At 63.9% G+C, this 18,666-nt stretch carries 17 protein-coding genes; all 17 read right to left on the minus strand.

All coding sequences use genetic code 11. The features are described from left to right. Positions 1 to 23: 23 nt before the first annotated feature. The gene (locus ASE39_RS17195) at positions 24 to 911 is read right to left on the minus strand and encodes an alpha/beta fold hydrolase (RefSeq protein WP_057271940.1); all 888 of its coding nucleotides are present in this window, start codon (positions 909 to 911) and stop codon (positions 24 to 26) included. A gap of 211 nt (positions 912 to 1,122) precedes the next feature. After that, positions 1,123 to 2,322, minus strand: a complete 1,200-nt coding sequence (locus ASE39_RS17200; protein WP_057271941.1) for an acetyl-CoA C-acyltransferase — start codon at positions 2,320 to 2,322, stop codon at positions 1,123 to 1,125. Between the two features lie 15 nt (positions 2,323 to 2,337). Continuing rightward, the gene (locus ASE39_RS17205; protein WP_057229197.1) at positions 2,338 to 2,847 is read right to left on the minus strand and encodes a DUF4442 domain-containing protein; all 510 of its coding nucleotides are present in this window, start codon (positions 2,845 to 2,847) and stop codon (positions 2,338 to 2,340) included. 11 nt (positions 2,848 to 2,858) lie between these two features. Further along, a complete protein-coding gene (locus tag ASE39_RS17210; RefSeq protein ID WP_057271942.1) occupies positions 2,859 to 5,261 on the minus strand; it encodes a 3-hydroxyacyl-CoA dehydrogenase/enoyl-CoA hydratase family protein in 2,403 nt (800 codons plus the stop codon). A gap of 93 nt (positions 5,262 to 5,354) precedes the next feature. Continuing rightward, positions 5,355 to 5,792, minus strand: coding sequence for a DUF2147 domain-containing protein (locus ASE39_RS17215; protein ID WP_057229201.1), 438 nt, complete (start codon positions 5,790 to 5,792; stop codon positions 5,355 to 5,357). Positions 5,793 to 5,849: 57 nt separating this feature from the next. After that, entirely contained in the window at positions 5,850 to 7,646 is a 1,797-nt protein-coding gene (locus ASE39_RS17220; RefSeq protein ID WP_057271943.1) for an acyl-CoA dehydrogenase C-terminal domain-containing protein, read from the minus strand. Positions 7,647 to 7,651: 5 nt separating this feature from the next. Continuing rightward, the gene (locus ASE39_RS17225) at positions 7,652 to 8,404 is read right to left on the minus strand and encodes a TetR/AcrR family transcriptional regulator (RefSeq protein WP_010462538.1); all 753 of its coding nucleotides are present in this window, start codon (positions 8,402 to 8,404) and stop codon (positions 7,652 to 7,654) included. A gap of 244 nt (positions 8,405 to 8,648) precedes the next feature. Further along, positions 8,649 to 9,311, minus strand: a complete 663-nt coding sequence (gene slmA / locus ASE39_RS17230) for a nucleoid occlusion factor SlmA (protein ID WP_010462540.1) — start codon at positions 9,309 to 9,311, stop codon at positions 8,649 to 8,651. 177 nt (positions 9,312 to 9,488) lie between these two features. Next, positions 9,489 to 10,940, minus strand: a complete 1,452-nt coding sequence (locus ASE39_RS17235; protein WP_010462542.1) for a sensor histidine kinase — start codon at positions 10,938 to 10,940, stop codon at positions 9,489 to 9,491. An 88-nt stretch (positions 10,941 to 11,028) separates the two neighbouring features. Next, positions 11,029 to 11,721: a response regulator transcription factor gene (locus ASE39_RS17240; protein ID WP_010462544.1), complete on the minus strand. Its 693-nt coding sequence runs from the start codon at positions 11,719 to 11,721 to the stop codon at positions 11,029 to 11,031. 158 nt (positions 11,722 to 11,879) lie between these two features. Beyond that, positions 11,880 to 12,770: an acetylglutamate kinase gene (argB, locus tag ASE39_RS17245; protein ID WP_010462547.1), complete on the minus strand. Its 891-nt coding sequence runs from the start codon at positions 12,768 to 12,770 to the stop codon at positions 11,880 to 11,882. An 84-nt stretch (positions 12,771 to 12,854) separates the two neighbouring features. Next, entirely contained in the window at positions 12,855 to 13,958 is a 1,104-nt protein-coding gene (locus tag ASE39_RS17250; protein ID WP_029413975.1) for a glycosyltransferase, read from the minus strand. Positions 13,959 to 14,178: 220 nt separating this feature from the next. Beyond that, the gene (locus tag ASE39_RS17255; protein ID WP_199864298.1) at positions 14,179 to 14,883 is read right to left on the minus strand and encodes a lytic transglycosylase domain-containing protein; all 705 of its coding nucleotides are present in this window, start codon (positions 14,881 to 14,883) and stop codon (positions 14,179 to 14,181) included. Then, on the minus strand, positions 14,880 to 15,464 hold the full coding sequence (locus ASE39_RS17260) for an acyltransferase (RefSeq protein ID WP_057271944.1): 585 nt from the start codon (positions 15,462 to 15,464) through the stop codon (positions 14,880 to 14,882). Before ASE39_RS17260 ends, ASE39_RS17255 begins: the two co-directional genes overlap by 4 nt. A 62-nt stretch (positions 15,465 to 15,526) precedes the next feature. After that, on the minus strand, positions 15,527 to 16,543 hold the full coding sequence (locus ASE39_RS17265) for a class I SAM-dependent methyltransferase (RefSeq protein ID WP_057271945.1): 1,017 nt from the start codon (positions 16,541 to 16,543) through the stop codon (positions 15,527 to 15,529). Then, positions 16,540 to 17,442 (minus strand): hypothetical protein, encoded by a 903-nt coding sequence (locus tag ASE39_RS17270; protein WP_199864299.1) that lies wholly within the window; start codon positions 17,440 to 17,442, stop codon positions 16,540 to 16,542. Before ASE39_RS17270 ends, ASE39_RS17265 begins: the two co-directional genes overlap by 4 nt. Next, positions 17,439 to 18,662, minus strand: coding sequence for an ABC transporter ATP-binding protein (locus ASE39_RS17275; RefSeq protein ID WP_057271947.1), 1,224 nt, complete (start codon positions 18,660 to 18,662; stop codon positions 17,439 to 17,441). Before ASE39_RS17275 ends, ASE39_RS17270 begins: the two co-directional genes overlap by 4 nt. Between the last annotated feature and the right edge of the window lie 4 nt (positions 18,663 to 18,666).

The raw sequence follows: 18,666 nt of genomic DNA on the forward strand, positions 1-18,666 counted from the left end.
CGAGTGTGCCGCGAAACGACCGCTCAGGCCGTCGTACCGGAGACTTCGCCGTGGTGCACGCCGCCACCCAGGGCGGCCAGCGCAGTCGCCGCGCGCGGCCACAGGCTCTGGCGAAACTGGTCGCGAAAGAAACCGAAGTGCCCGATGCGACGCACCTGCAGATCGGCCGGCGTGATGCTCTCCACGCGGCGCTCGGTGTTGGCGTACAGATTCACCAGGTTGTGCGTGCCGCGCAAGGTCATCAGCTCATCGTCGGCCATCGACAGCGCCACCACAGGGAAACGCACCGCGCCATAACTCTGCGCCACCGCAGGCCCCTCGGCGCCCACCATGTAGGCTGGATGCAGACACCAGCGGCGCCACTGCAGGATCACCCCCGCAGGCAGGTCGCCCACCTTCTTGAGCGTGCGCCCCGGAAAGTACCCGCACAGCCGCGTGGTCAGCGGCACCAGCACCCACCAGAAATACGGAACGATGCGCTTGAGCTGAGGCGCGTTGTCGCGCCAGTAGCCGCTACCTGCGGCCACGCTGAGCAGGCCATCAACCTGCTCGGGCTTCTTCAAGAGACCGGGCAACTGCGCGCCCAGACTGTGGCCCAGCAAGTACAGCGGCTGCGCAGGCAACGCGGCCTTGGCGCCGGAGATCACCGCCTCATAGTCCTGCGCCCAATCAAACAGATCCGCCTTCACATCGCGCATCGCTCCCTGCAGCGAATCGCCATGGCCTCGGTAGTCGAACGTGGTGACCCGAAACCCCTGCTGCGCCATCCACAGCGCAAAAGCCTCGTAGAACGACTGCCGCACCCCCATCGCGCCGCCGATGACAACGCTGGCGCGCGGAGCGCCCTCCGGTTCGTAGACACGCAGCGCCAAAGACACCGCCCCGTTTACCTGCAAGGTTTGCTTGTTCATGTCTGTCTCCTTGGTTCAATGCCGATCTGCGCCAGCTTGAATGGAAAAGAAAAACAGGCAGTGCACTTCCCCTGCCTTCACACCCCGCCCTCAAGGGCGTAGCGAGCGGCTTTCAGGCTAGGCGGACGGAGCGCAGCAACCGGAACGTACTTGCGGTACGTGAGGATTGCGAGCACCGCCCAACGACGCATGAAAGCCGCGCTGTAGCCAGTTACAGCGCCTCGATGATGCCGGCGGCGCCTTGTCCTGTGCCTACACACATCGTGACCATCCCGTACTTCAGCTTGTGCCGACGCAGCGCATGCACCACCGTCGCCGCACGGATGGCTCCGGTGGCCCCCAGCGGATGCCCCAACGCAATCGCGCCCCCCATCGGGTTCACGTTCGCAGGGTTCAGCCCCAGCGTGTTGATGACCGCCAGCGACTGGGCCGCGAAGGCCTCGTTCAACTCGTACCAACCAATGTCGTCACTCTTGAGGCCTGCATAACGCAGGGCCGCAGGAATCGCCTCGATAGGCCCAATGCCCATGATCTCTGGCGGCACGCCGCGGGCGGCGTAGCTGACGAAGCGGGCCAAGGGCGTCAGTCCAAACTGCTTCACGGCCTTCTCGCTGGCCACGATCAGTGCACCGGCGCCATCACTGGTCTGCGAGCTGTTGCCCGCCGTGACGCTGCCGCGTGCAGCAAACACGGGCTTGAGCTTGGCCAGGCCTTCAAGGGAAGTATCAGGGCGGGGGCCTTCGTCAAGGCTCACGGTACGGCGCTTTTCCACCACTTCGCCGGTAGCGAGGTTGGGCGAACGCTCCACGATTTCGTAGGGCGTGATTTCGTCGGTGAACTCACCGGCCTTTTGCGCCGTGATGGCACGCAGGTGGGATTCGAGGGCGAACGCGTCTTGCGCTTCGCGGCTCACCTTCCACTGCTGGGCCACCTTTTCGGCAGTCAGGCCCATGCCGTAGGCGATGCCCACGTTTTCGTCCTTGGCAAAAATCTCGGCGTTGAACGAGGTCTTGTTGCCGCCCATAGGCACCAGGCTCATGGACTCGGCGCCACCGGCGATCAGCACGTCCGCCTCGCCCACGCGGATGCGATCGGCCGCCATCTGCAGCGCGGTGATGCCGGATGCGCAGAAGCGGTTGACCGTCACGCCGCCCACGGGGTGGTCGAACGCAAGGCCCACGGCAATGCGCGCCATGTTCATGCCCTGCTCACCCTCGGGGAAGGAGCAGCCGATGATGGCGTCCTCGATCGCCTTGGGGTCCAGCGTGGGGACCTGCAGCATCGCGCTCTTGATGGCGGCGACCAGCAGGTCGTCGGGACGGGTGTTCTTGAAATAGCCGCGGCCCGAACGCCCGATGGGCGTGCGCGTGGCAGCAACGATGTAAGCGTCCTGGACTTGTTTTTGAGCCATGGTGTTGAAACTCCTTCAATTCTTGGCGGGGCGGCTGGAAGGAATCCAGGCCCACGTAAATACACATTCGACCGGCTCTACACCGGCTTCGTCGGTCACGGTGACCGCAACCTGCACCTCGCCCTTGTCGCTGGCCAACATGGCGGCGCGCTGCTCGGCGGTCAGCATGGCCACGGCTTTAAGGCCGCCGGTGGCGCGCTTTTTGAACGCCATGGACAGCTCCTTGGCCAGCGGGATGCAGTCGTCGCGCACGTTCATGCCCACCACCATGCCCGTGGCCGTCTCGGCCAGCAGGTTCATGGCCGAGGCGTGCACGCCGCCGATGTGGTTCTGCACGCGGTGCTCATTGGCCAGGTGCACCTCGACGCGCTCGGGCGTGAGCGAGACGAACTTCACCCCGGCCGTGCCGGTAAAGGGCACAGCCCGGCGCAGGATGATGTTCTGCACGAAGCCACGCATGAAGGCGGGCGCCTCGTCCAGGCGCATCAGCGAGCGCTGGAGTTTGTTGGGGGCGTGGTCCGTCATGGTGATGGCGGTCAGTTGCGAACAGGCTTACCTGTCGAGAGCATGCCCAGGATGCGCTCGTGCGTCTTGGGCTGGGCGATCAGGTGGCAGAACGCCTTGCGCTCCAGCGTGAGCAGGTATTCCTCGCTCACCAGCGCGCCAGCGTCCACATCACCCCCACACACCACCTCGGCGATCATGGTGCTGACCTTGAAATCGTAGGCGCTGATGAAGCCGCCGTCGCGCATGTTCACGAGCTGTGCCTTGATGGTGGCCAGGCCGCTGCGGCCCGCCACGGGGAACAGGCGCTTGTGCGGCGCGCGCCAGCCGCTGGCGGCCATGGACTTGGCTTCGTTGATGGCCACAAACAGCAACTCGTCCTTGTGCGGAACGATGATGTCGGACTCCAGCAGGAAGCCCAGCTTGCGCGACTCGATGGCGCTGGTGCCCACCTTGGCCATCGCGGCGGCGGTGAAGCCCTCGGTCAGGAAGGGCAGGATGTCCTTGCCGGTAGACGCCGCCATGTTCTCGGCAGCGCGGCGTGCGATGTAGGTCAGGCCGCCGGCGCCAGGCACCAGGCCCACGCCCACTTCCACCAGGCCGATGTAGCTTTCCATATGGGCCACACGCTTGGCCGAATACACAGCCAGCTCGCAGCCGCCGCCCAGCGCCATGCCATGGATGGCAGCGACGACGGGCACCTGGGCGTAGCGGATGCGCATCATCAGGTTCTGCAGTTCCTTCTCGATGCTTTCGACGGCGTCTGCACCGCCCACCACAAAGGCCGGCATCGTGGCTTCCAGGTCGGCACCCACGCTGAAAGGTGCGTCGCCGGACCAGATCACCATGCCCTGGTATTCGGCCTCGGCCAGCTCCAAGGCTTCCATCAGCGCTTCCATCACCTCGGGGCTGATGGCGTGCATCTTGTTCTTGATGCTGGCGATGAGCACTTGGCCGTCGAGCGTCCAGGTGCGCAGGGCGTTCGACTCTGCAATGGTCGTGCCGGCCGTGCGCCAGTCGGGCAGGTTGGACTCGCCCAGCAGCGATTCGGGGAAGATCTGCCGCTCGTACACGGGCAGCTGGCGGCGCGGCACGAACTTGCCTTGCGATGCGCTCCACGAGCCTTGTGCGGTGTGCACGCCACCGGCTTCGGCCACGGGGTCCTTGAAGACCCACTCGGGCAGCGGCGCCTTGCACAGCGCCTTGCCAGCGTCGATGTCTTCCTGAATCATCTTCGCCACTTCGAGCCAGCCGGCTTCTTGCCACAGCTCGAAGGGGCCCTGCTTCATGCCAAAGCCCCAGCGCATGGCCTGGTCCACGTCGCGCGCGTTGTCCGCAATGGTGGCCAGGTGCACGGCGGCGTAGTGGAAGCCGTTGCGCAAGATGGCCCACAGGAACTGGCCGGGCGCGCCTTCAGCGTTGCGCAGCAGCTTCAGGCGTTCGGCGGCGGGCTTCTTGAGCATGCGGGCGTACACCTCGTCGGCCTTCTGGCCGGCGGGCACGTACTCTTCGCTGTCCAGCTCGAAGCGCATCACGTCGCGGCCGACCTTTTTGAAAAAGCCGGCCTTGGTCTTCTGGCCCAGATTGCCCAGCTCCAGCAGCTTCTTGAGCACGGCGGGCGTGCCAAAGCTTTCGTAAAACGGATCTGTCTCGATGCTCAGGTTGTCCTGCAGCGTCTTGATCACGTGCGCCATGGTGTCCAGGCCCACCACGTCGGCGGTGCGGAAGGTGCCGCTGGATGCGCGGCCGAGCTTCTTGCCCGTGAGGTCGTCCACCACGTCGAAGGAGAGGCCGAAGTTCTCGACCTCTTTCATGGTCGCCAGCATGCCGGCGATGCCGACGCGGTTGGCCACGAAGTTAGGGGTGTCGTGCGCGCGCACCACGCCCTTGCCCAGGCCGCTGGTGACGAAGGCTTCGAGCTGGTCGAGCACTTCAGGCTGCGTGGTGGGGGTGTTGATCAGCTCCACCAGCGTCATGTAGCGCGGGGGGTTGAAGAAGTGGATGCCGCAAAAACGCGGCTTGATGCTCTCGGGCAGCACTTCAGACAGCTTGGTGATCGACAGCCCCGAGGTGTTGGACGCCAGGATGGCGTGCTTGGCCACATGGGGCGCGATCTTGGTGTAGAGGTCGAGCTTCCAGTCCATGCGCTCGGCAATGGCCTCGATCACGAGGTCGCAGTCCTTGAGCAGGTGCATGTGCTCTTCGTAGTTGGCCTGCTGGATCAGTGCCGCATCCTCGGCCACGCCCAGGGGCGAGGGCTTGAGCTTCTTAAGGCCTTCCACGGCCTTGGTGACGATGCCGTTCTTGGGTCCTTCCTTGGCGGGCAGGTCGAACAGCACCACGGGCACCTTCACGTTGACGAGGTGGGCGGCGATCTGCGCGCCCATCACGCCTGCGCCGAGCACGGCGACTTTTTTCACTTGGAATCTTGACATCGGTATTTCTCCAGAAGGGCGGCCGCGGTGGGCGCCCTGCCCTCGTTGTTGTGCACGCCGTGCCTGGGCGCGGCGCGCACGGTGTTGTCGTCTTTATTGCACCCGGATCCAGGTCTGCGTGCGGCCAAAGGGGCCGATGGAACCGCGCACTTCCAGCTTCTTGCCGCCGTCGATGGGCGTCATGCGCAGGGTGTAGTTGCGGCCGTTCTCGGGGTCGAGAATCTTGCCGCCCTCCCACACGTCCTTGCCCTCGGCCTTCTTGGCGCCACGGATAATCTCGAGCCCCAGGATCGGCTTGCCCTTGCGGTCGTCCGAGCACTCGTCGCACACGTCATCGGCCTTGGCGTCCTTGGACAGGCGCTTTTCCAGCGCCCCGTTCAGCACGCCGCCGCCGGTGTCGCGGATGCGGATCTCTGCCTTGGCCTCGCCGGTCTTGTCGTCGATGTTGCGCCACAGGCCCTCGGGCGTTGCCTGCGCCCAGGCTGGCAACGCGCCTGCTACCAAAACAATAGCTACTACCGCTTTAAACATAAGCGCTACCCCGCAAAAAGGCTTGAAATCCGATCCATCCACCGACCCACGCATCGATCAGGCCAGGGCCAGATCGGTGTCCATCAGCACCTTGCTGCCGGCGCGCGCCGTGCGCATCAGCGTGGCCGTTTCAGGGAACAGCTTGGCGAAGTAGAAGCGTGCGGTCTGCAGCTTGGCGCCGTAGAACGGGTCGGTGTTGCCCGCGGCAATCTCGCGCAGCGCGACCTGGGCCATGCGGGCGAACAGGTAGCCGAACACCAGGTGGCCGGCCACGCGCAGGTAGTCCACTGCGGCGGCGCCCACTTCGTCGGGGTTCTGCATGCCCTTGAAGCCGATCTCGGTGGTGAACTTGGTCATCTGGTCGCCCAGCATGGCGACGGGGTTGATGAACTCGGCCATCTTCTCGTTCACGCCTTCTTCGTCCACCAGCTTGCCGATCAGCCTGCCCAGCTTCTTGAGCGTCGCGCCGTTGTTGCCCAGCACCTTGCGGCCCAGCAGGTCCAGCGACTGGATGGTGTTGGTGCCTTCATAGATCATGTTGATGCGGTTGTCGCGCACGTACTGCTCCATGCCCCATTCCTTGATGAAGCCATGGCCGCCGAAGACCTGCATGCACGCATTGGTGCTGATGTGGCCGTTGTCGGTGATGAAGGCCTTGACGATGGGCGTGAGCAGGGCGACGAGTTCTTCGGAGTCCTTGCGCACCTTTTCATCGGGGTGGCTGTGCACCTTGTCCAGCAGTAGCGTGCAGAAGATCTGCAGCGCGCGGCCACCTTCGGCATAGGCCTTGGCGGTCAGCAGCATCTTGCGCACGTCGGGGTGCACGATGATCGGGTCGGCGTCCTTGTCCTTGGCCTTGGTGCCGCTCAAGGAGCGCATCTGGATGCGGTCCTTGGCGTAGGCCAGCGCGTTCTGGTAGGCCACTTCGGTCAGGCCCAGCGACTGGTTGCCTACGCCCAAGCGCGCGGCATTCATCATCACGAACATGGCGGCCAGGCCCTTGTTGGGCTGGCCCACCATGGTGCCGATGGCGCCGTCGATGGCGATCTGCGCGGTGGCATTGCCGTGGATGCCCATCTTGTGCTCGAGGCCCGTGCAGTAGATGGGGTTGCGCTCGCCCAGCGAGCCGTCGGCCTTCACATTGAACTTGGGCACGACGAACAGGCTGATGCCCTTGCTGCCCTTGGGCGCGTCGGGCAGGCGGGCCAGCACCAGGTGCACGATGTTGGCGGTCATGTCGTGCTCGCCGGCGCTGATGAAGATCTTGTTGCCGGTGATCTTGTAGGTGCCGTCGGCCTGCGGCTCGGCCTTGGTGCGCAGCAGGCCCAGGTCGGTACCGCAGTGGGGTTCGGTCAGGCACATGGTGCCGGTCCACTCGCCGCTGGTCAGCTTGGGCAGGTACAGGGCCTTTTGCTCTTCGGTGCCGTGGGCGTGCAGGGCTTCGTACGCGCCGTGCGACAGGCCGGGGTACATGGTCCAGGCCTGGTTGGCTGAGTTCATCATTTCGTACAGGCACTGATTCAGCACGAACGGCAGGCCCTGGCCGCCGTAGGCGGGGTCGCACGACAGCGCCGCCCAGCCGCCTTCGACGTACTTGGCATAGGCGTCCTTGAAGCCCGAGGGCGGCTTCACTTCGTGGGTGGCCTTGTCGAGCACGCAGCCTTCGGTGTCGCCGCTGATGTTCAGCGGGAAGGTCACTTCGGCCGCGAATTTGCCGGCTTCTTCGATCACGGCGTTGATGGTGTCCACATCCACCTCGGCATGGGGCGGCATTGCCTTGAATTCATCACTGACCTTGAGCACTTCGTGCATGACGAATTGCATGTCGCGCAGGGGCGGCGTGTAGATAGGCATGGGGTTTACTCCTTGGAGGTGGTGGTTTGGTTGGAAACTTTGCGGCGCTTGGCGGCAGCAGGCGGTGCTGCAGACGCGGCGGCGGCCGGGGTCGTGGCCTGGGCACTGCTGTAGCGCGCCAGGATGTTGTGAAAGCCCTGCACGGCCCGGCCCATGGAGCCAGGGGTCTGCAGGAAGCGCGCTTCGTAGTGCAGCGCAAGGATGAGGCCGTGGATCTCGAACAGCATCTGCTCGGCATTGGTGTCCGCGCGCAGCTCGCCCAGGCCCTTGCACTGCTCGATGGCGCGGCGCATGGCGGCATGCCATGTCAGCACCGAGCTGGCCAGCGCGTCGCGCACGGGGCCGGTGCGGTCGTCAAATTCGACCGCACCGCTGATGTAGATGCAGCCTGAATCGATTTCGATGGAGGTGCGCTTCATCCAGTTGTCGAACATGGCGCTGAGCCGGGCCAGGCCACGCGGCGCGGACATGGCGGGGTAGAACACTTCCTGCTCGAAACGCGTGTGGTATTCACGAACCACGGAGATCTGCAGCTCTTCGCGCGAGCCAAAATGGGCAAACACGCCCGACTTGCTCATGCCCGTGACGTCGGCCAATGCCCCAATGGACAGGCCTTCCAGCCCGATGTGCGTGGCCAGCCCGAGGGCCGCCTCGACAATGGCCGCCTTGGTTTGCTGGCCTTTTTGCAGGGCACGGCCGGTACCGCTGCGAGCGCGCGGGATGCGGGTGACCTGGCTGGAAGAAGAGGTTGCGGACATGCGGGCAAATAAAAACGAACGTTCGTTCTATTTTGCAGCAAATTACCCCTCTGACCAAAACCCCCGGAAAAAATAGGGAGGCCCACCCAAATCGCCCGTTGCAGGAACGCAACCGCGTCTCTGCGTTCCCGGACCTGCACGTTGCAGCCAATGAGTGAAGGCCGCAAAGCAACCTCAGCGCACGGAGCGCTTTCGGGCTCGGTGCAGGGCGCAGCAACAACGCCAGAAGCGTTTTGGAGCGCCCTTAAAGCATCAGCGCCAGGCTGGCATCCAGATGCTCGGTCGGCAGCCGCTTGAAGCCCGAGCGGGCGTAGCGCTGCAGTCGACCCTGGGCAAACGCCGTGAGCACGCTGGCCGCCACCTGGGCATCGACCGTGGGCGTTGCAGAGCCCGCTGCAGCCGGGCGCAGGCACTGGCGCAAGGTGGACTCGATGCGTTCAAAGAACTGGTTCATGCGCTGCTGAAGGCGCTCGTGCTCGAACACCAGCGCATCGCCCACCATCACGCGCACCATGCCCGGGTTGCGCTCGCCAAACTGCAACAGCAAGGCCACGATGCGCGCGGCTTGGCGTGCACCCACCTCGGCAGGCTGATCCGGATCGGGCACATCGCGGCCAGTGATTTGCTGGACCAGGGTGAACACGGTCTGCTCGATGAATTCGATCAGCCCCTCGAACATCTGCGCCTTGCTGGCGAAGTGGCGGTACAGAGCTGCCTCGCTGACCGACAGGCGCGCGGCCAAGGCGGCGGTGGTAATGCGCTCCGCCCCGGGCTGTTCCAGCATGGCGGCCAGTGCCTGCAGGATCTGCACCCGCCGCTCGCCCGGCTTGGGCCGCTTGCGCGCAGCGGGCGTTTCGCCGGCATCGTCGGTACTGGCTGGCTCGGGAAGGGGCGAAAGTTCGGACATGCAGGAACAGGGGCTCGGGTAGGGCCAGACGGCCAATGGCGCCCTGCACCTGGTTCACATGCCGGATGGGCATGCACAGGCCTGCGGCAGGGCGTAAATCATGTGTGGAAATGATTCTCGCACAGGCCCCGCACCCGGCTGTGCAGGCACAGGCCGGGATGGCGCCGCAGCCCCGCTTTACAGCGGAAACACCACAGTCACCAGCAGGCCGTGCCCCTGCGGACCGGCGCCCAGCGTGAGGGAGGCGCGGTGTACGCGCGCAATTTCGTCGGCAATGGCCAGCCCCAGCCCGGTACCCTCACCCACCGTGCCTGGCACCCGGTAAAACCGTTGCATGACACGGCCCCGTTCGGCATCGGGCACACCCGGTCCGTCGTCTTCCACCTCGATGAACACGCGTGGAGGCCCCGCGCGCCACTGGCGCATGCCGCAGCGTATGGTGACAATGCCACCCGCCGGGGTGTACTTGATGGCGTTGTCCACCAGGTTGGACAGCAATTCGCGCAGCAGCCAGCCATGTCCGGTGACATGTACAGGCTGGACTTCCAGGCCCAGGTCCAGTCCTTTGCCGGTGGCCGGGTCGAGAAAGGTCTCCAGCAAGGTTTCGCACAGGTCCTTGAGGTCTACGCGCTGGGGCGGCTGCGCGTCCAGGCTGCGCGCATCGGCGCGCGACAGTGCCAGCAGCTGGTGGGCGAGCTGTGAGGTGCGCCGCGTGGCATTGCGCAGCTTCTCAATCTGATCAACTCCTAAAACAATAGCGCCTTTCGCATGTCCATCATGCGCTAGCGGCACTTTTCCATCAAAACTTGGCAACGACACCCGGGGTGGCGCCGCCGCCTTGGCCATCATGGCCCAGGCTTCGACCTGCGCCTGCAGGCCCGCCAGCGGGGTGCGCAGCTGGTGCGCCGCGTCGGCCACAAAGCGGCGCTGCCCTTCCGCCTGCGCATTGACCAGCGCAAACAGGCGGTTGAGCGAATGCACGAGCGGGCGCACCTCGGCGGGCGAGGAGGCTTCGTCGATGGGGCTCAGGTCACGCGGCGAGCGGTGCTCCACCGCTTCGGCCAAATCCACCAGCGGTTTGAACGCCCGGCCCACGGCCCAGTGGATGGCCAGAGCGGCAGCGGCCACCAGCACCAGGTTGGGCAGCAGCACCCGCAGCAGGAGCTGCTGCGCCCACTGCTGGCGCGGGTCCGATCCATCGGCCAGCGCCACCACCATTTCGCCGGCCCCGGTGCGGCCGCGCTGCACGGCCACCCGGTAGGTCACGCCGCCAAACTCGACGCTGTGGAACTCCGGCGCTTGCGTGGTGGGCACGGCCCCGTGCACCCAGTCATCGCCCAGCAGCAGACGGCCAGAGATATCGCGCACGCTGTATCCGGCAAAGCCAGTGTTCTGCCGCAGAAACTCTTCCACCGGTGGTGCCAGCAGCAACAGGGGCGGCTCGTTGTCACGGATCGACGGGGCCAGCACCGAATCGGCCAGCGCGGGCAATAGCCGCAGCAGGCGCTGGTCATGCCGCCCGGCGGCCTCGTCGGCGGAGCGGTAGTCCAGCCACACACCCACAAGGGCCAGCGCGCACAAGGGCAGCACCAGCAAAAGCAGCAGCCGGTTGCGCAGATCGGAGGTCATGGCGCGCAGGCGAGGCCGTTGCGAGGGGGTGGTCCGATCCGGCGCCGTCATCATCTTCACCGAAGGGTTTCAGCCTGACCGATTCCGCTCAGGCAGTCTGGAGTTCAAGCCGATAGCCGAACCCGCGAATCGACCGGAGCGCCACGCCGTGGGGCTCCAGCTTGCCGCGCAGGCGGGACACATACACCTCCACCGCGTTGGGCGTGATCTCCTTGTCCCAGCCCGTCAGGGCCTGCAGGAGCTTGTCCTTGCTGGCTGGCTTGGGGGCATTGATGAGCAGGTACTCCAGCACAGTCCATTCACGGGGGCCGAGTTCGATGACCTGTTCCCCGTCCCCGGTGCGGATGCTTGCACGGCGGCCGGCCGTGTCCAGCTCCAGCGGGCCAAAGCTCAGGACCGCAGTGGTGGCAGCCTGCGAGCGGCGCAGCAGGGCGCGCAGCCTTGCCAGCAGTTCAGGCAACTCAAAGGGCTTGACCATGTAGTCATCGGCCCCCAGGTCCAGTCCCTGCACGCGGTCGTGCAACGCGTCGCGCGCAGTGAGGATCAGCACCGGCAGGGACGGGGTTGCCATGTCGGTGCGGCGCAGGCGCCGGGTGAGCTCCAGCCCATCCATGGCCGGCAAGCCGATGTCGATGATGGCAGCGTCGAACGACTCGGTACGCAGCACCTCTTCGGCACGCTCACCGCTTCCAACCCAATCCACGGCATACCCCGCATCGGTCAGCCCCAGCTTGATGCCACTGGCCACCATGACGTCGTCTTCGACCAGCAACAGCCGCATGTCAGTGGCCTCCTGCGTTGCGTGAGGCCCACAGCCAACGGCACTGGCGCGGCAAAGACCAGTGCCACCGTGGAACTGGCTCTGCCAGGCCACTGGTGGCGTCCCCCTCCCGAGAAACGAGAGAGGGGGAAGACGCGACGCGGCTCAGGGGGTGCATTTCAATGGCTGCGGATCATGGTGCCGTAGGCCTGGTCCGTCAGGATTTCGAGCAGCATGGCGTGCGGCACACGGCCATCGATGATGTGCACCGCCTGCACACCCGCCCTGGCGGCATCCAGCGCACCGGCAATCTTGGGCAACATGCCGCCGGAGATGGTGCCATCGGCAAACAGCGCGTCGATCTCGCGGGCGGTCAGGTCGGTAAGCAGATTACCCGCCTTGTCCAGCACGCCGGGCGTGTTGGTCAACAGCATCAGTTTTTCAGCCTGCAGCACCGTGGCCAGCTTGCTGGCCACTACGTCGGCGTTGATGTTGTAGCTCTCGTTGTTCTCGCCAAAACCGATGGGGCTGATGACGGGAATGAAGGCGTCGTCCTGCAGCGCCTTGACCACGCTGGGGTCGATGGACACGATATCCCCCACCTGCCCCACATCGTGCTCAATGGATGGGTTTTTGTTGTCCACCATCTTGAGCTTTTGCGCGCGGATCATGCCGCCGTCGCGCCCCGTCAGGCCCACGGCCTTGCCCCCGGCCTGGTTGATCAGACCCACGATGTCCTGCTGCACCTCGCCAGCCAGCACCCACTCAACCACTTCCATGGTCTCGGCATCTGTGACGCGCATGCCCTGGATGAACTCGCCCTTCTTGCCCAGGCGGTTCAGGGCCGTCTCGATCTGCGGGCCGCCGCCATGCACCACCACGGGGTTCATGCCCACGAGCTTGAGCAGCACCACGTCTTCGGCAAAGTCGGCCTGCAGCGCAGGGTCGGTCATGGCGTTGCCGCCATACTTGATGACCATGGTCTTGCCATGGAATTTGCGGATATAGGGCAGCGCCTGGGCCAGGATTTCAGCCTTGTCGCGTGGGGCAATCGAAAGAAGGTCGGTCATGGAGGCAGGCCATCCAGAGAAAACGGTAAGGCGCAAATTGTGCCGCATTCGCGCGGCGCGCTGGGTTTGCCAGCGTGCCCGCCGTCAGTGGCGCAACCAGTTGGGCACCTTGAAACGCACAATGGCCAGATAAGCCATCACATAGCTGATGACGAACAGGCCGCAAAATGCCATCAGCAGCGGGGTATTGCTCCAGAACAGCACCGCCGGGACCACAGTCAGCAGGGTAAAGCCCCAGAGGTAGGGGGAGGTGCGGTTGTTGCGCATCAGTACCCTGCGCGATTCGTCGTCATGGAAGACGCCTCGCACGATACGGCGGTAGATCAACTGATGAAAGTGCAACGCATCGGCCACGCCAGGAGACACCCCCCGCACGGTCTTGCGGTAGATCGAGAAGATCGTTTCCCACACGGGGTAGATCAGCAAAAGCATCGGGAACCACGGCGACACATCCGCGTTGCGCTGCACCAGGGAAATGCTGGCCAGGGCAATCACGCCACCCCACACGTAGGCACCGCCATCCCCCGCGAACAACATGCCGCGCGGGTAGTTCCAGACCAGAAAACCGCCCGTCGCCGCTGCGGTGGACACCAACAGGGCAGCCAGTGCACGGTCTCCCACTTGCAGGGCCACGTGGGCCAGAGCCAGGCAGACGATGAGGGCCACCATGCCAGCCAGGCCGTTGTAGCCATCAATGATGTTGAACGCATGAGGAAGCCCCGCAACGGCCAGGACAACAACCGCAACGCCGAGCCACGGGGCAGCGGCCAGCAGGGAATCCAGCCAGGGCCACCCCATGCGCGGCAAAGTCAGATCCAGCAGGATCACCGCCAGAGCGCCGGATGCGCCCGTCAGACTTAACCGGTATCGCACAGACAGGCGCTGGGTCATGTCCTCCGCGATACCCCCTAGTGCGGCCGGCAGCAACGCCACCAGCCAGCCCCCCACCCAAGCCCCGAGCTTGAGCGAGCCGGGGTCCCCCCAATGGGTGGATTGCAGGACACCGAGACCCCAGCTGCACCCAATGCCCAGCAGCAACGCGGCACCGCCCAGACGGGGGACGTCCCCCAGATGAAAGCGCTGGGGCATGCCATTGCCATAGACGGAAGCATGGCTGTGCATCCACCGCACGATGAACCCTGCCGCCAACGCTGCCACGATGAATGCCACCACAGATAACCAGATCATGAGCGGCCGATGGTACCCGCACTCGGACAAGGCGCCTGTAAGAAAGCGCTAGCCGGCCGCGCCCCCGCAGGGTGCTTAGGCACTTTGGTGTGAAATATTGCCATCTGGTGCGAAGAACCCTGCATAAAGAAGCCACAAGGATCTGCGACGGAGATCGGTCCAACCCTCGGCAGCTCCCAGCAGGCCATGGCAAGGTTCACGTGGTCAAAAACCTGGCGCGCTACCGAAGCATGCCACGGTAAAAACGCATCACCTTTTCCACATACTGCTGTGTTTCGGGATACGGGGGGATTCGCCGGCCATGCTTGATCACAGCACCTTCACCAGCGTTGTAAGCAGCCAGCGCCAGCTCCTTGTCGCCATCAAACATGCGCAGCAGATCGGCGAGGTAGCGGGTGCCAATCTGCGCATTCACCTTGGGCTCCATCGCAGCATGCTCTCCTTCCGAGGATGGGCGCGCAGCAACCCCATAGCGTTCGGCCGTTGCCGGCATGACCTGCATCAACCCCAGTGCACCTTTGCGCGAAACAGCCTTCACATTGAAAGCCGACTCTGCAGCGGCAACGGCAATCACAAACGCAGGGTCCAGCGACTGCGCCACGGCCGCTGCTTCCAGGTGCTGCTTGACGTCGTCGTAGCCCGAAAACTGCAGTGCAGAAGGACCACGATCCTTGCCCTTCATCGCCGAAGCAGGTGGCACACGGTTGAGCCAGATCACGCCCCGCGATGCAGCGGAAGGGGGCACATTGCCGATGTGGGTCACGCCGTCCCCATCCACAAACTCCCACACTTGGTCGGCCCAAGAGGACGGCAGCAGTCCCAACAGCAAGAAAACCGAAAGCACGGCGCTGCGTAGGCTTGGCGCTTCACGAAACAGGCGCTCAGCCCTTTCAACCCCCTGGCAAAACACACTTTTTATTGTCATTTGATCTCGCGTTCTTGGCGAAAGAAACGTTTCAGTTCAGCACCGGCCCGTTGAAACCAGGAGGTGGGAGTCTCCGCTACGGGCCATGCCCCCCCCTTCCTTGAACGGATCAGCCGAGCGGGCATGCCTGCTGCCACCATCCCCGCAGGCACGTCCTGCCGTACCAGCGCCCCCGCTGCCACCACGGCACCCCGGCCAATGGTGACACCCTCCAGGACAATGGCACCCGCACCTATCCAGGCGCCATCTTCTACAACGATTTTTGCCCGGGTGATACGGTTGCGCGCAATGACAGAATCACCTTCATCGATGGCGTGGCCTGCAGACAGCAGCTTGGCATGGGGACCAATCAGGACATCGTCGCCAATCTCCAGACCACCCTCACCAGACAGGTACCCACCCACGTTAACGATGGTGCGGGCGCCGATGTGGATACCCACGCAGGGGTCTGCCACCACATCCCCCAGCACCAGCCGTGTCTGGGCGTAGATGCTGACGCCATCGGCCAAGCACAACACATCGGCACGTTGCCCAAACCGCATGACGGAAACGGACGGGTCGATCCGGCAATCGACGCCCATTCGGTCCACACCTGCGTGTGACGTAGCGAAATCTGGAATTCCCAGCAGCATGTCCGTCGCGCTCAATGGCTGTGATGCGAACCCATGAGCCTGCGCCAACGGCTGCGCCAAGCACGGTCAGTCAGCTCCGCCGTCCTGGCCTGCAACTCTATTCGCGTCTTTGCTAGCTCCGACTCCACTGCAGCCTTTTCGGAACGCAGCGAATCCCCACCTGTGCGCAACGCGTTGATCTCTTGCTGCAGTTTCGCAATGACTTCCTTGGCTTCCGCAAAGGCCTTCTGGTGCTCCAGCAGCGAGGCTCTTTCGCGCTGGTGCAGCACCGTGAGGGCCTGCAACTCATCACGCATGCTGTCCACCATTCCCCGGGCCTCTTTCAGCTCCCATGTCGGGGCATCCACAGAAGGAGTGACCATCACCATCCACTGGTAGACATCGAAGTCCTGCCACCCTGCCATCAACGCCTGCCGCTGGTCGCCAGACAGCGCACTCCAGTGCCCCGCAAATTCACTGCATTCGACAGGCACCCTGTTGGCTTCCCAGACTCTTGGAGCCCACCCACAGTCCAGCAGCACCTTTTCGATGCTGCGTTTGGTAAAAAAGTGAACATGGGTTCTGTCTAACTGCCCTTTGTCGGAATAGTCGAAGATCCCGCTGCGCATTGCAGCCAGCACCCCGGCATAGGCAATATTCGGGACGGAAATCAGCAGACAACCCATGGGAGCGACAAATTCGCTCAACCGTTGCAATACGTCTTCCGGTTTTCTGAGGTGCTCCAGCACATCACAGGCCATCACCGTATCAAACTGCCGACCCTTGACCGCATCCAGCCAGTCCGCCCCATCCAGGTTTCCGGAGATGATCTCCACATCCAATGTCTTGAGCACTTCCAGTGCCTCGGGGTCGTTTTCCACCACCGTGACCCGATGGCCTCGCGCCAGCAAAACCCGGGTCATGGCGCCAGGCCCCGGCCCAAGCTCCAGCACCGAGCCTCCGCCAGACGGTACGCGGCGCAGCAAGCGGGCAGCCCATTCCTCGCCGTCCGGGTCGAATGCGTAGTCGTATCGCTCAATATTGGTCATGGATTTCCCTCCGCCTTTGGCCCCGGTTCCGGTTGCCACATCTGATCCCACAGCCCCCATTGCCACCAAGCCCAGGGTCGGGCCTGCACATCCTGTTCAAGCCGCTGAATGACTTTATCCATCGCCTCCCTGGGATCTTCCGACAATGGTTCCACGACTACCTCCAGGTGGTCAGGGCGCCGCGAATAAGTCACAGCATGCAGCAACGGCACGCCCGTGGATTGCGCCAAGCGCTCAATGCCAGTGGGCAGGTTCAGTCGCCCGCCCAGAAAAGGACTACCGCGCAGACGGCCAAACTCGGGCCGCCATGCATCCGCCAGAATGACCCACCCTTGCCCCGCCCGCAGGCTTTCATGCACCGAGCGCAGCCCTTCACTGGTGGTATGCCATTTTCCACCGGTCACCTCGGTATAGCCCTGAATTTTCCGCAGCAAAAATCGGCGCTGCGCCGCCGCAAGCTCCGGGTTGTCCAAGACCGGCATGGTCAGGACATTGGTGGCAATCCCCTCTCTTGCCAAGGCAACCGGAGCAGTCAAAAGCCGGTCATAGTGATTCAGAACCAGGATAAATCCCTTGCCTTGGCGGACCAACTCCTTGGCGAATTCCGCACCCTGCAGGTCAATGGCCGGTCCCCCGGGACGGCCCAGGCGACTGAACGCCATGGCATCCACCATCTCCTGCGCCAACATCGCCAGATGGGCACACGCCCATTGCACATGCTGCTCTGCCGTCGCTTGGGGGAACACCCGCGCGAACAGATTTTCAAGCCAGAGCAGCAGGTGCTCGCGCTCGGTCGCCGACTCGCCACGCCCCACCCGCCCGGCCAGCCTCCAGGGCAAGGTTGTAGGCAGTCGGGCAATGCAGGGGAAAAGCAGGTCCAGGGACCAGGCACGGGTCATTCCGCCAGCACCCACTCGTGCTCCAACCAAGCGACACCAAACTCGCGGTGCTTCTGATTCAGGACGGTAAAGGGCTGGATCAGCTCGGCCATGTCCAGCACCTGGATGCCTGAATCATCCAGGACATACACACTCCACAGGTATTCGCCCGACAGCAGTGGCAATCGTGGAAACCTGGCACGAATACGGTGGCTGCCGATGCCTTGCAGCGGCGTGCCATCAGCACGGAACTGCGTGCTGGTGCCAAACACGTTGTCCTTGTCGGGGCGAACGATCGCAAACAGTACATGAAACGGCGCATCCCCATAGGACTCGATTTCAATCTCCACCGACAGATCCTGGAACGAATCCACCTGTGCCGGATTGATGCCGTCCCCGGTCTCGATCGTCAGTCCCGCGATTTTTACCAGAGGGGCGCCCGATGACGCGACGGCTGTGGGCTGTGCAGCGGCGTCCTTCTTTTCAGCCTCATGGGCCTCAACCCGCAGATGGGCATACCTGCGCCGCTCATGGGATTCGTAGGCAGTCACCACATCCTCGGTCGCACCAATCGCCTGCACGTGGCCACCATGAATCCAGGCGGCCCGCTGGCATAGGCTTCTCACTTGGTACAGGTTGTGGGAGCAGAAAAGCACCGTCGCGCCCCGCTCGCGCAGCTCCAGAATGCGGTTTAGGCTTTTCTTCTGAAAGTGCAGGTCACCCACCGACAGGGCCTCGTCTACGATCAGTACATCCGGATCAATAGCGGTCGCGGCGGCAAAAGCCAAGCGCATGAACATACCCGAGGAGTAGGTCTTTACCGGCCGTTCAAGCGTTTCCTTGGTCAGCTCCGAGAATGCCGTAGCTCGGACAATGAAGTCCTCCATCGCCAAACCCTCCAGGCCATGCAGCGCGGCCATGAAGCGGATGTTGTCGTAGCCCGACTCCTCAGGATGAAAGCCCGCGCCCAGCTCCAGCAACGCGGCAACGCGACCTTCTTGTGACACCTGCCCACGGGTGGGGCGGATAGTGCCTGCGGCAATCTTCAACAAGGTGCTTTTGCCAGCGCCGTTCTCGCCGATGAGGCCAAACGTTTCACCCGCCTGTACTTCAAAATCCACACCCGTCAAAGCTACGTGAACGCGGTGGCGCTGCTTGCGTGTCACCCACTCCCACAGCCGGTCCTGCGGACGGCTGTAAACCATGTAGGTCTTTTCAATGCCCTCAAAGCGTATCGTCATGGCT

Source organism: Acidovorax sp. Root267 (assembly GCF_001429215.1).
GTDB lineage: Bacteria > Pseudomonadota > Gammaproteobacteria > Burkholderiales > Burkholderiaceae_C > Acidovorax > Acidovorax radicis.

Bases quoted from the DNA above. Each gene is read 5' to 3' on its own strand.
- ASE39_RS17195 (WP_057271940.1), bottom strand. From the start codon at position 911: ATGAACAAGCAAACCTTGCAGGTAAACGGGGCGGTGTCTTTGGCGCTG.
- ASE39_RS17200 (WP_057271941.1), bottom strand. From the start codon at position 2,322: ATGGCTCAAAAACAAGTCCAGGACGCTTACATCGTTGCTGCCACGCGC.
- ASE39_RS17205 (WP_057229197.1), bottom strand. From the start codon at position 2,847: ATGACGGACCACGCCCCCAACAAACTCCAGCGCTCGCTGATGCGCCTG.
- ASE39_RS17210 (WP_057271942.1), bottom strand. From the start codon at position 5,261: ATGTCAAGATTCCAAGTGAAAAAAGTCGCCGTGCTCGGCGCAGGCGTG.
- ASE39_RS17215 (WP_057229201.1), bottom strand. From the start codon at position 5,792: ATGTTTAAAGCGGTAGTAGCTATTGTTTTGGTAGCAGGCGCGTTGCCA.
- ASE39_RS17220 (WP_057271943.1), bottom strand. From the start codon at position 7,646: ATGCCTATCTACACGCCGCCCCTGCGCGACATGCAATTCGTCATGCAC.
- ASE39_RS17225 (WP_010462538.1), bottom strand. From the start codon at position 8,404: ATGTCCGCAACCTCTTCTTCCAGCCAGGTCACCCGCATCCCGCGCGCT.
- slmA (WP_010462540.1), bottom strand. From the start codon at position 9,311: ATGTCCGAACTTTCGCCCCTTCCCGAGCCAGCCAGTACCGACGATGCC.
- ASE39_RS17235 (WP_010462542.1), bottom strand. From the start codon at position 10,940: ATGACCTCCGATCTGCGCAACCGGCTGCTGCTTTTGCTGGTGCTGCCC.
- ASE39_RS17240 (WP_010462544.1), bottom strand. From the start codon at position 11,721: ATGCGGCTGTTGCTGGTCGAAGACGACGTCATGGTGGCCAGTGGCATC.
- argB (WP_010462547.1), bottom strand. From the start codon at position 12,770: ATGACCGACCTTCTTTCGATTGCCCCACGCGACAAGGCTGAAATCCTG.
- ASE39_RS17250 (WP_029413975.1), bottom strand. From the start codon at position 13,958: ATGATCTGGTTATCTGTGGTGGCATTCATCGTGGCAGCGTTGGCGGCA.
- ASE39_RS17255 (WP_199864298.1), bottom strand. From the start codon at position 14,883: ATGACAATAAAAAGTGTGTTTTGCCAGGGGGTTGAAAGGGCTGAGCGC.
- ASE39_RS17260 (WP_057271944.1), bottom strand. From the start codon at position 15,464: ATGGGCGTCGATTGCCGGATCGACCCGTCCGTTTCCGTCATGCGGTTT.
- ASE39_RS17265 (WP_057271945.1), bottom strand. From the start codon at position 16,543: ATGACCAATATTGAGCGATACGACTACGCATTCGACCCGGACGGCGAG.
- ASE39_RS17270 (WP_199864299.1), bottom strand. From the start codon at position 17,442: ATGACCCGTGCCTGGTCCCTGGACCTGCTTTTCCCCTGCATTGCCCGA.
- ASE39_RS17275 (WP_057271947.1), bottom strand. From the start codon at position 18,662: ATGACGATACGCTTTGAGGGCATTGAAAAGACCTACATGGTTTACAGC.